This is a genomic window from Haloarchaeobius pelagicus (assembly GCF_051207375.1).
Classification (GTDB): domain Archaea; phylum Halobacteriota; class Halobacteria; order Halobacteriales; family Natrialbaceae; genus Haloarchaeobius.
Map to the genome: position 1 here is coordinate 1,143,783 of NZ_JBPJZD010000001.1, position 13,560 is coordinate 1,157,342.

The following is a 13,560-nucleotide window of genomic DNA, read 5'->3' on the forward strand; positions in this document are numbered from 1 at the left end:
TTCGACGATAATAAAACTCGGGTTCGACGATAGTCGATATTTCGAAGAGGCGGGAACGCTCGTCGCGTAGGACCGAACAGCCCGCAACGAGAGACGCGCTCGAAGGGTGGTGAGACTGCAGAAAACAGGGAGACGCAAGAATTGACATCGGTTCGACTACCAACGAGGGACTGATTCCCCCGGTTTCAGCCGAGGATGTAGTCGAGTCTGGGGTACTTCTCGATGAGCTTCTCGCCACCGATCTCGTAGTTCTCGATGAGGGTGTCCAGGCCGAGGATGCGCCCTGCACCGAAGGCGGCGACCGCCAGGAACACGAGCATGTACGCGAAGTCGCCGTTGATGATGCCGTGTTCGATGCTCCAGTTCCCGAAGTAGAACATCGCCATCATGAGCGCCCCGAAGAACGCTGCGAGGCGGACCATCGCGCCGACGAGCAGTCCAAGACCGATGAACAGCTCACCGTAGGGCACCGCGATGTTCGCGAACTCGACGAACCAGGCCGTCTCGCCCATCCACAGGAACATCCCCTGCAGCGGGTTCCCGTTCGCACCAGCCGCGTGCACGAGGTACCCGCTCGAGTTGAACCCTTCAGCGGCGAAGACCTTGTCCCAGCCCGCGTGCAGGAACGCGTAGCCCATCATGAGGCGCAGCGAGAGCACGAACCACGCGCTCAGGCTGTGCGCCTTCCCGCTGACGGTGATGCCGCCCAGTTTGCTCTCGAAGGTGTTGCTTCCGGTCGTGTAATCGTTGGTTGCCATCGTAATCGTCCTCTTACATCTCAACAGACGACCGGTATCAACATATAAAGAGAGCGTAATTCTCGGTTCTACAGAACTGAGAACTGGCCACAGAATAAGACCATAATCGATAGACAGCGTCGACCTACTTGGGCAGACGCCATGCTAGTAAATCGCGTGATTCGATGTGTCATTCTACGTAGCTGGGAACCATGACGGGCGGCTCTGGAGGCACGGTCTCGCTGTCGGTCGCCGGAGAACGGAAGGGGCGGGAGTCCCGCGAGTTTACGAGCGGGACTCAGGAACACTCACGAACGAAGTGAGTGGGTGTGACGGGACTTGAACTCACTCGCTCCTTCCGGTCGCTCGTTGCTCGAATCCCGCAGTCACCGCTCGTGTCCTCACTGCCGTTCGGAGTACGAGCGGAAGGGGCGGGACTCGAACCACGGTCGGACGTGCTCGCTGACGCTGCGCGCGACCTCCCTGATTCAAGTCCCGCAGTCACCGCTCACGGTCTCGCTGCCGCTCGACCGAGAAGCGGAAGGGGCGGGACTTGAACCACGCGAAGCCTTGCACTGACCGTCGTGGACGACGCCACGACGTGCTCTACCCTGAGCTACCCTTCCTCGCCGGGGACGTACACACCAGTCCTCAAAGTAGACATTGGTGCGGGAGTCGAATGGAACAGTTTTTACCGGAACCCCTCCGAGTGAAATGACGTTATGGATGTGACACAGGTTCTCTTCGCGACTCTCACTGGCTTCGCGGTGGGCGCACTGTTCAAGTTCGTCGAGGTCCCGATTCCAGCGCCGCCGAACCTCGCGGGCGTGATGGGTATCGTCGGCATCTTCCTCGGGTTCAAGGCGATGTCTGAAGCCGGTATCACCGTCACCGATGTGATGCAGGCGCTCGGGCTGGCCTGAGTTCGGAAAAACGAGAGTCAGTCGGATCGCGGGTCGGGGTTCAGTACGAGCGGACCTTGGGCTCGTACGTCTTGTTCTCGCCTTCGAGGATGACCGGCCGGTAGAAGATGGTCGGTTCCCCGTCGTGCCACGCGATGAGCGTGTGCTTCAGCCACTCGTCGTCCTTGCGCTCCTGGTGCTCCGCGCGCCAGTGGGCCCCGCGGAACTCCGTGCGGACGAGCGCGCCGAGCGTGATGGCCTCGGCGATGTCGATGAGGTTGCGCGTCTCGATGGTGTGCTGGAGGTCCGTGTTGAACGTGCGTGACGGGTCGTCGACGTACACGTCCTGGTAGGCCTCGCGAATCTCCCGGATGTCGTTGAGTGCCTGCTTGAGGCCCTCCTCCTCGCGGAAGACGTTGACGTTCTCGGTCATCGTCTTCTGGAGTTTGGCCCGGATCTGGGAGTGCTGGATACCCTCGTCCTTCTCGAGCAGGTGGTCGACGCGGTCGCGTTCGGTCTTGACCGCGGCGTCGACGACGCTGTCGGCGTCGGCCGCGACCGCGCCACCGTCGGCGACGGCGTCGGTCTGCGGGCCGGTCATGCCGACCTCGCCCGGCTGGTAGGGGAGGTCGGTCTCGTCGTACTCGATGTCGCCGCGTTCGCCCGTCTCGATCTCGGCCTCTCCGAGGTCGGCACCGGCGGCGTGGCGGCCGGCCCGGGCACCGAAGACGATGAGTTCCGGCAGCGCGTTGCCGCCGAGGCGGTTGGCACCGTGGACGGAGACACACGCGGTCTCACCGGCGGCGTAGAGGCCGTCGATGCAGGTGTGGCCGTTCTCGTCGGTCTCGATGCCGCCCATCTCGTAGTGCTGGCCGGGCTTGACCGGCATCGGCTCCTTGAGCCCGTCGACGCCTTCGAAGTCTTCCGCGAGGTGGAGGATGTTCTCCAGGCGGTCGATGATGCGCTCCTCGCCGAGGTGGCGCATGTCGAGCATGACGTACTCGTCCTCGAACCCGCGCCCGTTGTTGACCTCGGTCAGCTCGGAGCGGGAGACCACGTCACGAGAGGCGAGTTCGCCGGCGTTGTTGGCGTAGCCATACTCGAACATGAAGCGCTCGCCGTTGGCGTTGTAGAGGATACCACCCTCACCACGGACACCCTCGGAGATGAGCACACCAGTGCTCGGCAGGGTCGTCGGGTGGAACTGGACGAACTCCATGTCCTCCATCGGGACGCCGGCACGGTAGGCCATCGCGTAGCCGTCACCGGTACAGGCGACCGCATTGGTCGTGTGGTCGAACGCCTGGCCGGGGCCGCCGGTCGCGAGGATGACCCCCTTGTTCGCCTTGAAGCCGGCAATCTCGCCGGACTTGACGTCGTAGCCCACGAGGCCGTGACAGCTCCGGTCCTCGGGCGTCTCCTCGTCCGTGACGGCGAGATTCATCACGTACCACTCGTCGTACACCTCGATGCCTCGTTTGACGACCTGCTCGTACATCGTGTGGAGCAGGTGGTGTCCGGTCTCGGCCCCGGCGTAGGTGGTGCGCGGGAACGAGAGGCCACCGAACGGGCGCTGGGAGACGCGACCGTCGTCCTCGCGGGAGAACGGCATCCCCCAGTGCTCGATCTGGAAGACCTCGTCGGGGGCGTCCTGCGCCAGCGTCTCGATGGCGGGCGCGTCGCCGAGGTAGTCCGAGCCCTTCATCGTGTCGTAGGCATGCAGTTCCCAGTCGTCGCCCTCACGAAGGGCCGCGTTGATGCCACCCTCTGCTGCACCGGTGTGCGAGCGGACCGGGTGGAGTTTCGTGACGATCGCCACGTCTGCACCTTCTTCGTGGGCAGCGATGGCGGCGCGGAGACCCGCACCACCGCCACCGACCACGAGCACGTCGTGTTCGTACATTGTTATCGTATCACCAGAATTTCAGGTTCTGCTTGACTGCTTCGCGCTTGAGCTCCTGGATGTGCTCGGTCAGCGGGATGTCCTTGGGACACACCTCGGTACAGGAGAACTGGGTCTGGCAGCGCCAGACACCGTGTTCCTGTTCGAGGATACGCAGTCGGTGTTCTTTCAGCTCTTCCTCGTTCTCGCGTTCGTCCATGTAGAACCGGTAGGCCTTGTTGATGGCCGCCGGGCCGAGGTACTCGTTGTCACCGGCCGCGATGTTACACGAGGACATGCAGGCTCCACACCAGATACAGCGCGTGGACATCTTGACCTTCTCGCGGTTCTCACGGGTCTGATGCTGCTCCTCACCCGAGGGGACGTCCTCGGACTGGAAGTACGGCTCGACCGCGTGCATCTGGTCGTAGAAGTGCTCCATGTCGACGACCAGGTCCTTGACGACCTCCTGATGTGGCAGGGGCTCGATGCGGACCGGCTCGGCCATCTCCGAAAGCTGCGTCTTGCAGCACAGGCGCTGTCGCCCGTTGACGAACATCGCGTCGGAGCCACACACCGCCTGTCGGCAGGAGTGGCGGAACGTCAGCGACGAATCGTAGTGGTCTCGCGCGTACATCAGCGCGTCGAGGACGGTCATGCCCTTCTTGTACGGGACGTAGAAGTCGTCGAAGCGGGGCTCCTGTTTGTCCTCGACCTCGGGGTCGTAGCGGAAGACCTTGAGGTGGACCGCGTTATCGGCCGCCTCGAGGTCCTCTTTCGCCTGCTTCTCGGCGTCGCGGAACGCTTTCTTGCGCGCCTTCTCGGCCATCCGCTCGTCCTGGTGCGGCTTGCCGCTCGGTTCGACATCGGTCTCTTCCGTCTCGGTGTCGGGTAGTTGCGTACTCATGTTAGAGGAACCCGTTCATGACGAGTGCGACTCTGGTGCCCTGTGCGACGAGCAGGAGACCAGCGACGCCCAGCACGCCCTTGACGGCGGTCTTGGCGGAGCCGCTGATGCCCTGGTTGACCAGCGCGTTGTAGACGCCGTTGACGCCGTGGAACGTCGCCGTCACGAGGAACAGCCACATCGTCGCGAAGTAGCCGATGTCCTCCATGCGGGCCGTCGTACCGGCGAACGTGATCTCGAACGCGTGGTGGTAGAAGTGAAGCAGGAAGAAGTGGAACGCGAGCACCACGACGAGGAACGCCGCCGTGATGCGCTGGAACAGCCAGCCCCAGCCGCCGCGCTCGAAGGAGGTCGGTGCGCCCGCCATCTCAGGCACCCCCCAGTCCCGCCATGAAGGTCGGGACCGACGCGATGATGATGACGCCCGTCAGCACCAGTGACGCGTAGAAGGTCTTGTCCTGCGATTCGAGCCCGATACCGAGGTCGACCAGCAGCAGCCGGATGCCGTTGAGGATGTGGAAGACGGCGACTGCCAGCAGGCCGACTTCGAGCAGGCGGACGACGAAGATGCCTTCCAGCGTGCTCAGTGTCGTCGAGTACACGTCGGTGCCCCCGCTGATTGCGCTCGCCGACGCCGTCGACGCTTCGATGGCAGTACTCAGCACGGCGATGTGGGTGAACAGGTATCCGATGAGAACCCATCCCGTGAACTTGTGGAATATCCACGCCCACATCCCGGCCGAGAACTCCTTCCAGCGACTGAAGTCCTCGATTAGACCGCGATTGTAAGACTGACTCATACTCTCAGTCGGAGGGTTGGATTGTGCAGTTATAGTAGTTACGTAAGCGGGGCCAGACGGCGGTCCGGTTCAGGCCATCTCCGCCGGGGTGTCCGGCGGCGCTGACTGCTCGCTCTCGACGGCGCGGAGCGTCGCCTGGTCGAGTTCGACCAGGTGACAGAGCGGGTTGCCCGGATAGACGACGGGGTTCTCGAGGACCCCGACCATGACGCCCGTGAACGGGGCGTATATCGGGTTGTTGTCGGTCTTGAACGGGCTGGTGATGGTACAGATGCGGTCGCCCTCGTGGACGAGCGCGCCACACTCGAAGTGCATGTCGACGATGCCGCCGGCGTCGGCACGCAGCCACGTCTTCTCGTTGTGCCCCTCGATGATGGTCCGCCAGCCGGGCCAGCGCACCGACTCTGCTTTCAACAGCCCGTACTCCGCGAGGACGCTGCGAACGCCGTCGAGCGCGCGGTCGATGAGGTGACGCTGGAAGCGGTGGGCTTCGCCCATCTCGATGGTGATGGTGGGCGTGCCGACGTCCGAGGCTTCGCGGCGAAGCGTCCCGTCGGGGCCGTCGCTGGAGATGATGACGTTGGACGCGAACGCCCGGGCGAGCCGGGAGACGTCGGGGTCGTCCATGTCTGCCCGGACGTGGAGCATGTTCGTCCGCCCGCGAGTGGAGGTGTGGAGGTCGATGCCGAGGTCGCAGGGCTCGATGAAGTTCGTGAAGATGCGGTGGGCCATCCGCTTCGCGCTGGTCGAATCGTCCCGGCCGGGGAACGACCGGTTCAGGTCGCGGTCGTAGATGGGGAGATACCGCTGCTGGGCGAGAAAGCCGGGGACGTTCAGCACGGGAAGACAGACCAGACAGCCGTGGAGTTCGTCGAGTGACCACTCGTGTGCGACCTCCCGGACGACCTCGATGCCGTTGAGCTCGTCGCCGTGGGCGGCCGCCGAGAGGAACACCGTCGGACCGGGGTGTTCGCCGTTGATGATGGTCACCGGAATCCTGACCGGGTCGCCGAGATACGTCTCGCTGATACCGTAGCGGATGTTGGCCGACTCACCAGGATCCACCTTCCCACCGATGTAGGTGAACGCCTCGTTCGAGTCGGACGCATCCTCCTCGCTGCTCATACTGGCTCTCGGAGGTCACGCTATAAAGGCATGTGCGTGTTAGTGTGGGTTTCGAGACGCTGGGAGCGACCCGCGAACTCTGTCGGCGGTCCCTGCGTCTATGGGTTGGCAATTATAAGCATGCCAGTCGTAGGCGGTGACATGGAGGTACGTGAAGCGAAAGCGACAGACGCCGAGACGATTCGTGACATCGCAAGTCGGTCGATGCATGCGTCATACGAGAGCTTCCTGGACACATCGGTCATCGACGAGGCCATCTCGGAGTGGTACGACAAGGAAGAGCTCCGCGACCAGATCGACGACGAGGAGGTGTTGCTGCTCGTCGTGGAGGACGAGGGTGACATCGTCGGGTTCTCGCAGAGCGAACTCCTCGCGAACGACCCGCTCGAAGGTCGACTCACCTGGCTGCACGTCGAGCCGGACGCCCGGGGCCGCGGTATCGGGTCCCGGCTGCTCCTCCGGACCCAGGAGGAACTGCTCGACCTCGGGGTTGAACGCGTCAGTAGCGTCGTCCTCGCCGGCAACGAGTTCGGCAACGAGTTCTACGAGGGGCACGGCTACGAGAAGGCCGGCGACCGGACGGTCGAGATCGGTGAGACGGAGTTCGTCGAGAACATCTGGCGGAAGGTCGACGGGGAGGAGGTCCCCGAGTGGGACACGCTCGATCCGTTCGAGACCGAAGACGGGACAGTCTACGTCAGCTACAGCGAAGCTGCCCGCGGCTCAGAGGGCCCGTTCTACCAGGCGTACAGTGACAGCGACCGCGACCGCAAGTACGGCTGGTTCTGTGGCGCGTGCCAGTCGTTCGAGAACGCGATGAGTACGATGGGCGAGGTGGTGTGCAACGAGTGCGGGAATCGCCGGCGGCCGACCCGGTGGGACGCGGCCTACCTCTGAGCCCGTTACCGCGCTGTAGAGCCACCAGTACCCTGTTGGCGACTCACATCCGGAACCGTGACTGACAACGTTTTTGGAGGGGGACTGAGTTGGCCGTGATATGGATACTTCTGAGAGTGTACGTGTAGGGGTTCTCAGCCTTCACAACAGCAAGGAATCGAAGGCCATCTGTAACGCGGTCGAGGAGCTGGGCCACCAGCCGGAGTGGCTTCGCGAGCAGAACACGACGGTCCGAATCAGAGAGGACGGGGTCACACTCGAACCGGACGTCGACGTCATCGCGAACAGGTTGCTGCTCTCGAACACCGAGCAGCCGTGTGAGGAACTCGGACTCGCCAACTCACTGAACAGCCTGCGACCGATGCTCAACGAGCCGCCGGCGACACTCCGCGCCACGCACAAGATCGCGACGGCCGCGGCCCTCTCGGACAACGGCATCCGCGTGCCCGAGGCGTTCCTCGCGCTCAACGGCGACAACCTGAACGCGGTCCGTGACGAGTTCGGCGAGGAAGCAGTGTACAAGACGGCCATCGGGACCCACGGCGGTGGGACCTGGAAGGTCGGCCCCGACGAGCGCGTGAACGCGAAGGTCGGGAACCGCTACGCCTTCCTCCAGAAGCTCATCGACCGCGACGGCGAGCGCCACCGCGACATCCGCGTCTACGTCGTCGGCGACCAGGTCGTCGGCGCGATGTATCGCTACGCGCCGGACAACGACTGGCGGACGAACGTCGCCCTGGGCGGTGAGGTCCAGGACGCGACCAAGGAACTGCCGGAGAAGGTCCGCAAGATCGCGAAGCGGTCCGCCGACATCGTCGGCCTCGACTACGCTGGCGTCGACATCGTCGAAGGAGACAACGGCTGGTACGTCCTCGAGGTCAACCCGACCGCCGGGTTCAAGGGTCTCTACCAGGCGACCAACCGCTCGCCCGCCCCGTACATCGCGAAGCTGGCAATCGAGAAGGCCGGCGGCGAGGTCGACGACGAGCGCGTCCGCGAACTCTCCGCGACGCTCGACGACTCGTGGCCGTCCTGTGCCCCGCGCGAGGTCACCGAGAAGCCCGAGAAGCCGGTCATCGTCGGCTACACCGAGCAGGTCGTCGTCTCGGGGACCTCCGACAACAAGACCGTCATCGCGAAGTCCGACACGGGCGCGACCCGGACCTCCATCGACACCGGTCTCGCGGCCGACATCGGTGCCGGTCCCATCAAGTCCGTCATGCGCGTCAAGTCCGGCAGCCTGAAGCAGGGCAAGTCCCGCCCCGTCGTCGACCTCGTCGTCGGTGTCGGTGGCCAGCAGCACACCGTCACCGCGAGCGTCGAGGACCGGAGTCACATGGACTACCCCATCCTCCTCGGCCGTGACATCCTGCAGAACTACCAGGTCGACGTCTCCAAGCGCGCCGACAAGGCCGACGACGACGAGCGCGAAGAGGAAGAAGAAGCGCTCGAATAGTCGGTCTCACCGCTCTCTCTTTCGCGTTCTCGCGCTACTTCGCCTCCGGGCCGGGCGGCTCGCCCGCACCCCCGAGGCGGTTCTTCTGGTCCCGGAGGTAGTGCAGAGTTCCGGTCAGCGTCATGACGACCGCGAACAGCCCTGCCAACGCGATCGCTGGCACACCGGCGAACGGGACGACTCCCAGGCCGGCGAGCGCGGTGATGGCGAGGCAGACGCCCCCGAGACCCACGTAGAACTGGCTCCACGAGAGCTCGTTCTCCGGGACCACGTCGAAGTACACATCGAGGTCGTGGCAGGCGTCGGTGAGCGTGATGATGCCCTGTGCGGGTTCGTAGTCGATGAGGCCCGCGTCGTCGAGTTTCGGCAGGTGCGTCTGGTGTAACGCGATGTAGACGCGTTTCCGTTCGCTCGAGGAGACCATGTCGACGGGCTCGTCGTTCTCCCAGGCCGCGAGCTGGCGAGAGATCTCTCGCTTGGTCGCGGTCTCGTCCTCCTTCTGCAGGAGATAGTGCAGCGTCTGTCTGCGTCGGCGGTTCGAGAGAACCTCGAACACCTCCTCCTTGCTCGGTCCTGTCCTGTCGGTCGATTCGTCTGGTAGTGGTGCTATCGCTTGCTTCGATCCCATTATCCCCATTCCCCCCTGGTAACCGTGTGGGTGTAGGTGACACAACGTGGCCACAACGCTTAATCAACCGGGTTTACATTTCCGGGTGGTTGACCATTCTTCGGTGATTTGCGATGGAAGTACGCAGGCCGGAACCACCGGTAAGGAGCCGTTAACCGACTGTTCCGGCGAGTCGAGACGGCTCGTCAGCCGAGGATGCCGAGGGTCGCGCCGATCCAGTCGACGAACCAGAGGGTGACCATTCCGACCGCGATGGTCGCCAGTACGTCCTCGGTCCGCCAGGCGACGCCGGCCGCGACCGTCGCGGCGACGACCTTGGCGGGGTCGTAGGCGAGGCCAAACCCACCCGCGCTGGCTTCGAGCGAGACGATAGCAGGGACGACCAGCGCCGCGAGCACCGCGGCCGGGACGAGTCGCAGCACGGACTCGACCTGGTCGGGGACGTCCTGGATGCGCCCGAGCAGCATGATGAACGAGAGCCGGATGGCGAACGTGCCGATTCCGGCGACGAGGATGACGGCCCACACCGTCGCAGAATCGTAGCTCGTCACGGCTCGGCCCCCTCCGGCTGTGTCTCGGCGTCGGTCTCGTCGCCGGGGTCAGCGTCGCGGAAGTGGTCTCGAAGTGCACCGACCGTCAGCGCCAGCACGGCCGCGACGACGAGCCCGAGGTCGAACGGGAGCGCGGCGGCCGGGATGGCGATGGCCCCGGCGACGAGCGCGACGATCTCGGTGGTGCGGTCCGAAAGCGCCGGGAACAGCAGCGCCATGAACGTCAGGGGAATGGCGAACTCCAGGGACAGGCTGGTGGGGACGTTCGCCCCGAGTACGACGCCGGCGATAGTACAGACCTGCCAGACCGCCCACAGCGTGAACGCGGCACCGAGATAGTACCACTTGCGACTGCGCTCCTCCGGGTCGGTCTGGCGGTACTCGGTTATCGAGAGCGCGTACGCCTGGTCGGTGAGCACGTAGGCGCACAGCGCCTTCCAGCGCGTGCTGAACCGGCTGAAGTACGGCGCGATGGAGGCGCTGTACATGGTCACCCGGAGGTTGATGACGAGGACGGTGACGACGATGATGGCGAGCGGCGCGTCACGACCGAACAGCTCGATGGCCGCAAGCTGGGACGCGCCAGCGAAGACGATTGTGGACAGCCCGACCGCGTGGAGCGGGTCGAGACCGTTGTTGATCGCGCTCACGCCGGCGATGAGCCCGAACGGGATGATACCCAGGAGTATCGGCCCGGCCGCCCGTGCGCCGGCCAGAAAGTCGTCGCGGCTACTCACTGGTTGGCCACCTCGCGATGGCTGGGCGACGAGGGCCGGTTCGTCCCACCCCGGGCCCGCATCACCGGCGGTGCGTGCTGCTGCGCTGGTCGTGGCTGTGGCATCTACAACGGTGGCATTCGCCGGACCACAATAGTTCGTGCGTTACCGGCGCACCGGGCCGGTACGGGTCGTGCTAGCCCGGGACTCGCCGTCACCGGCTCAGTCGACGACTCGCCAGAGGTACCGGCTCGCATAGCTGCGGTAGGGGTGCCACCGCTCGGCGGTCTCGACCATCTCGGCCCGCGTCGCCTCGCCGTACAGTTCCTCCATCCCGCGGCGGATGCCGAGGTCCTCGACCGGGAACACGTCCTCGCGGCCGAGACAGAAGATGAGGAACATCTTCGCCGTCCAGTCGCCGATACCCGTTATCTCGGTGAGTTCCGCGACGACCGCGTCGTCGTCCAGGTCGTGCAGTCGCTCGACCGAGAGCCCGTCCTCGAACCGTTCGGCGACGTTCCGGACGTAGCGGATCTTCTGCCCGGAGAGTCCCACGTCGGCCAGCGCGTCGTCGTCAGCCGCGAGCAACCCGGCTGGCGTCACCTCGAACCGGTCGAACAGCCGTTCTCGGATGGCCGCGGCGGACTGCACCGAGAGCTGCTGGTTCACGATAGAGACCACCAGCCGCTCGAACGGCTCGGGGTGTGGTTCGACCGTCAGCTCACCGTGTTCGTCCACCAGCGGGCCGAGGTCGGGGTCGGTGCGGAGGAACTCGTGTGGGTCGGTTTCGGACACGTCGGACGACAGGCTCTCCGACGGATTAAACCACCCGCTCTCGGCGATGCACTCGAAAAAGGGAACCGCTCGACTACAGGCCGCGACCGTCGATGACACCGACGAGAACCGCCTTGCCGGTGCCCGTGCTCTCGTCGAACTCCTCGACGCGGACCTGCACCCGTTCGTCGACGAGTGTGGCGGGCTCGTCGACCCCGGGCAGCAGCAGTTCCGAGTCACCGATGCGGAGGACGGCCGTCCCGTCCCGCGTCCCGGTGACGAACGCGGTCACCTCATCGCCCTGTCCGAACGAGGGCGTCCGGGTGCGGAAGCCGATGCCAGCGAACAGCGAGGTGAACAGGCTCATACGCGCTCCACCTCCGCGGACTGGCGGTCGTGGACGTACTCACGCCCGTAGCCGGTCCACGCGGCGAAGACGAACACCGCCACGAGGAACCAGCCGTGGAAGACGTACGGCCAGACGGCGACCGGGTTGACGACCATGTCCTGCGTGAACCACGGGAGGGACTGGGTCAGACTCGTCATCGCCCCGTACCCCGCGAGCAGCCCGCCGCCCCACGGGAAGATGTACCCGAGGGCGGAGGTGTTCGCGTCGAGGATGTTCGCGCGGCGGTAGCCGTTCAGGTTGAACCGGCCACCGAGCTTGGCGATGTACGGCGCGATGGCGATCTCGGCCGCGGTGTTGATGGTGATCATCCCGTTGACCAGCGCGGTGCCGAGGACCATCGTGACCTCCGCACGGCGGACCGTCGTCGCGACGGACTCGATGAGGAAGTCGAGGATGGCCTCGAAGCCGCCGCCGCGGATCATGATCTCCGCGGCCGCGACGATGAGCAGCGTCAGGACGATGAGCGGGAAGAACCCGACCGCCCCGTTGTACAGCGCGCCACCGACCGACACCGGCTGCCCGGCGCTCTCGGCCAGCTGGACGAACGGGAGCCAGGTGAACGAGGTCGCGAGGCTGGTCTCCGACGGCGTGTAGAACACGATGATGTCCGAGACCGACGACAGGCCGAGGAGCAGGTTCGCCCCGATGGCGGTGAACAGGCCCCACGAGACCGCCTCGACGATGTGGCGGCCCTTGATAGCCGTCACGATGACGACGCCCATCGAGACGAGGTGGACGAGACCGACGGCGTTAGCCTGTTCGGCCAGGTTCACGCCGGCACCGGAGACGTCGATGCCGGCCATCGACATCCCGGCGAAGACGTACGCGATGAACGCGAACAGCGCCGCGACGAGGGCGTACTTCAGCCGCGAGGAGACGACGCCACCGATGTCGGCGTCCTGGGTCACTGCACTCACGATGGTCGTGTCGGAGACCGGCGCGAGGTTGTCGCCGAACACCGCTCCCGAGAGGATGGCGGCGAACAGCAGCGTCGGGTTCGCGCCGAGCAGGATGCCGGCCGGGAACACGACGGTCGTGAACGTGATTGCCGTCCCGTACCCGGTCCCGATACCGGTCGCGAGCAGGGCGGCGAGCACGAACGTCACCGCGGGGAACAGGTCACCCGCGACGCCGGTCACGTCGGCGGCCCAGACGAGGCCGTTCACGAACTGTCCCGCCTGCAGGACGTTCGCGAACATCCCCGCCCAGAGCCACGCGACGACGGCGGTCGCGGCGACCCGCTGTGTCATCCCGTCGAAGATGGTGTCCGCGTAGTCTTTCCACGAGCCCTTGACCAGGAACATCCCGACGATGAGCCCGACGAGCATCCCGAGGACGAGGCCCTGCGTGTCACCGACGCCGAGGACGCCGCTCTGGAAGATGGCCCAGGCGACGAACACGGCGAGTGGGACGGCGCTCGCGGCCCGACCTCCGTAGAACTCGAGCTTCGGAGCACTCGATTCGTCACTGTCGTCTAACGATTCCATCTCTGCCATCGGACGTGGGAAGATTATGGTCGATTATAAAACTCCACGAATTAAATCAAAACTTTCCGAATGATTTTGTTCTTCTGGCGATAGATGCGGTAATCGGGCCGAAAGCTACGTTTCTGGACGAATGTAGGGATTCTCGATTGGTAGAGTCATCCGAGGAGAATCGAACCCCTAGTTCCTCTTTTCAGTATCGAGTGCTAATTTTACGTCCCGGGTGCGAGTGCTCTTTTCGAATCGAAACGCCGGGAAACGGCACACAGCATCAGAAGAATCCTGTCGGAGA

15 protein-coding genes and 1 tRNA gene are annotated in these 13,560 nt (G+C 64.6%); 3 read left to right on the forward strand and 13 right to left on the reverse strand.

What is annotated here, in order from left to right; genetic code table 11:
- Positions 1-185: 185 nt before the first annotated feature.
- A complete protein-coding gene (locus tag ACSC1S_RS06025; RefSeq protein ID WP_435363570.1) occupies positions 186-758 on the reverse strand; it encodes a DoxX family protein in 573 nt (190 codons plus the stop codon).
- Positions 759-1,275: 517 nt separating this feature from the next.
- Positions 1,276-1,363: transfer RNA gene (locus ACSC1S_RS06030), tRNA-OTHER, on the reverse strand.
- Positions 1,364-1,459: 96 nt separating this feature from the next.
- Here ACSC1S_RS06030 and ACSC1S_RS06035 point away from each other — a divergent pair.
- Positions 1,460-1,660: a XapX domain-containing protein gene (locus ACSC1S_RS06035; RefSeq protein ID WP_261650894.1), complete on the forward strand. Its 201-nt coding sequence runs from the start codon at positions 1,460-1,462 to the stop codon at positions 1,658-1,660.
- Positions 1,661-1,700: 40 nt separating this feature from the next.
- Here the strand turns inward: ACSC1S_RS06035 and ACSC1S_RS06040 are convergent, their stop codons facing one another.
- The 5 genes from ACSC1S_RS06040 to ACSC1S_RS06060 all read right to left on the reverse strand — a co-directional run bounded on the left by ACSC1S_RS06040 (position 1,701) and on the right by ACSC1S_RS06060 (position 6,353).
- Complete coding sequence (locus tag ACSC1S_RS06040) at positions 1,701-3,542, reverse strand: FAD-binding protein (protein WP_435363571.1); 1,842 nt, start codon at positions 3,540-3,542, stop codon at positions 1,701-1,703.
- Between the two features lie 10 nt (positions 3,543-3,552).
- On the reverse strand, positions 3,553-4,428 hold the full coding sequence (locus ACSC1S_RS06045) for a succinate dehydrogenase/fumarate reductase iron-sulfur subunit (RefSeq protein WP_435363572.1): 876 nt from the start codon (positions 4,426-4,428) through the stop codon (positions 3,553-3,555).
- A 1-nt stretch (position 4,429) separates the two neighbouring features.
- Positions 4,430-4,795: a succinate dehydrogenase hydrophobic membrane anchor subunit gene (locus tag ACSC1S_RS06050; protein WP_435363573.1), complete on the reverse strand. Its 366-nt coding sequence runs from the start codon at positions 4,793-4,795 to the stop codon at positions 4,430-4,432.
- A gap of 1 nt (position 4,796) precedes the next feature.
- On the reverse strand, positions 4,797-5,228 hold the full coding sequence (sdhC, locus tag ACSC1S_RS06055) for a succinate dehydrogenase, cytochrome b556 subunit (protein ID WP_435318021.1): 432 nt from the start codon (positions 5,226-5,228) through the stop codon (positions 4,797-4,799).
- Between the two features lie 69 nt (positions 5,229-5,297).
- Complete coding sequence (locus ACSC1S_RS06060; protein WP_435363574.1) at positions 5,298-6,353, reverse strand: succinylglutamate desuccinylase/aspartoacylase family protein; 1,056 nt, start codon at positions 6,351-6,353, stop codon at positions 5,298-5,300.
- Between the two features lie 141 nt (positions 6,354-6,494).
- Between ACSC1S_RS06060 and ACSC1S_RS06065 the strand changes: the two genes are divergently transcribed.
- Entirely contained in the window at positions 6,495-7,250 is a 756-nt protein-coding gene (locus ACSC1S_RS06065; RefSeq protein ID WP_435363575.1) for a GNAT family N-acetyltransferase, read from the forward strand.
- Between the two features lie 100 nt (positions 7,251-7,350).
- Positions 7,351-8,706, forward strand: a complete 1,356-nt coding sequence (locus tag ACSC1S_RS06070) for a RimK family alpha-L-glutamate ligase (RefSeq protein ID WP_435363576.1) — start codon at positions 7,351-7,353, stop codon at positions 8,704-8,706.
- Between the two features lie 34 nt (positions 8,707-8,740).
- Here ACSC1S_RS06070 and ACSC1S_RS06075 read toward each other — a convergent pair whose 3' ends face one another.
- The 6 genes from ACSC1S_RS06075 to ACSC1S_RS06100 form a co-directional block, all read right to left on the reverse strand.
- Entirely contained in the window at positions 8,741-9,334 is a 594-nt protein-coding gene (locus ACSC1S_RS06075; protein WP_435363577.1) for a DUF7344 domain-containing protein, read from the reverse strand.
- A 185-nt stretch (positions 9,335-9,519) separates the two neighbouring features.
- A complete protein-coding gene (locus tag ACSC1S_RS06080; RefSeq protein ID WP_435363578.1) occupies positions 9,520-9,885 on the reverse strand; it encodes an AzlD domain-containing protein in 366 nt (121 codons plus the stop codon).
- A complete protein-coding gene (locus ACSC1S_RS06085) occupies positions 9,882-10,622 on the reverse strand; it encodes an AzlC family ABC transporter permease (protein WP_435363579.1) in 741 nt (246 codons plus the stop codon). Before ACSC1S_RS06085 ends, ACSC1S_RS06080 begins: the two co-directional genes overlap by 4 nt.
- Positions 10,623-10,823: 201 nt before the next feature.
- Positions 10,824-11,396: a DNA-3-methyladenine glycosylase family protein gene (locus ACSC1S_RS06090; protein WP_435363580.1), complete on the reverse strand. Its 573-nt coding sequence runs from the start codon at positions 11,394-11,396 to the stop codon at positions 10,824-10,826.
- Between the two features lie 73 nt (positions 11,397-11,469).
- Positions 11,470-11,742 (reverse strand): DUF7513 family protein, encoded by a 273-nt coding sequence (locus ACSC1S_RS06095; RefSeq protein ID WP_435363581.1) that lies wholly within the window; start codon positions 11,740-11,742, stop codon positions 11,470-11,472.
- Positions 11,739-13,280 (reverse strand): Na+/H+ antiporter NhaC family protein, encoded by a 1,542-nt coding sequence (locus tag ACSC1S_RS06100; protein ID WP_435363582.1) that lies wholly within the window; start codon positions 13,278-13,280, stop codon positions 11,739-11,741. Before ACSC1S_RS06100 ends, ACSC1S_RS06095 begins: the two co-directional genes overlap by 4 nt.
- Positions 13,281-13,560: the final 280 nt, after the last annotated feature.

Coding starts and splice junctions, on each gene's coding strand:
- ACSC1S_RS06025 (WP_435363570.1), bottom strand. CDS start 758: ATGGCAACCAACGATTACACGACCGGAAGCAACACCTTCGAGAGCAAA.
- ACSC1S_RS06035 (WP_261650894.1), top strand. CDS start 1,460: ATGGATGTGACACAGGTTCTCTTCGCGACTCTCACTGGCTTCGCGGTG.
- ACSC1S_RS06040 (WP_435363571.1), bottom strand. CDS start 3,542: ATGTACGAACACGACGTGCTCGTGGTCGGTGGCGGTGGTGCGGGTCTC.
- ACSC1S_RS06045 (WP_435363572.1), bottom strand. CDS start 4,428: ATGAGTACGCAACTACCCGACACCGAGACGGAAGAGACCGATGTCGAA.
- ACSC1S_RS06050 (WP_435363573.1), bottom strand. CDS start 4,795: ATGGCGGGCGCACCGACCTCCTTCGAGCGCGGCGGCTGGGGCTGGCTG.
- sdhC (WP_435318021.1), bottom strand. CDS start 5,228: ATGAGTCAGTCTTACAATCGCGGTCTAATCGAGGACTTCAGTCGCTGG.
- ACSC1S_RS06060 (WP_435363574.1), bottom strand. CDS start 6,353: ATGAGCAGCGAGGAGGATGCGTCCGACTCGAACGAGGCGTTCACCTAC.
- ACSC1S_RS06065 (WP_435363575.1), top strand. CDS start 6,495: ATGGAGGTACGTGAAGCGAAAGCGACAGACGCCGAGACGATTCGTGAC.
- ACSC1S_RS06070 (WP_435363576.1), top strand. CDS start 7,351: ATGGATACTTCTGAGAGTGTACGTGTAGGGGTTCTCAGCCTTCACAAC.
- ACSC1S_RS06075 (WP_435363577.1), bottom strand. CDS start 9,334: ATGGGATCGAAGCAAGCGATAGCACCACTACCAGACGAATCGACCGAC.
- ACSC1S_RS06095 (WP_435363581.1), bottom strand. CDS start 11,742: ATGAGCCTGTTCACCTCGCTGTTCGCTGGCATCGGCTTCCGCACCCGG.
- ACSC1S_RS06100 (WP_435363582.1), bottom strand. CDS start 13,280: ATGGCAGAGATGGAATCGTTAGACGACAGTGACGAATCGAGTGCTCCG.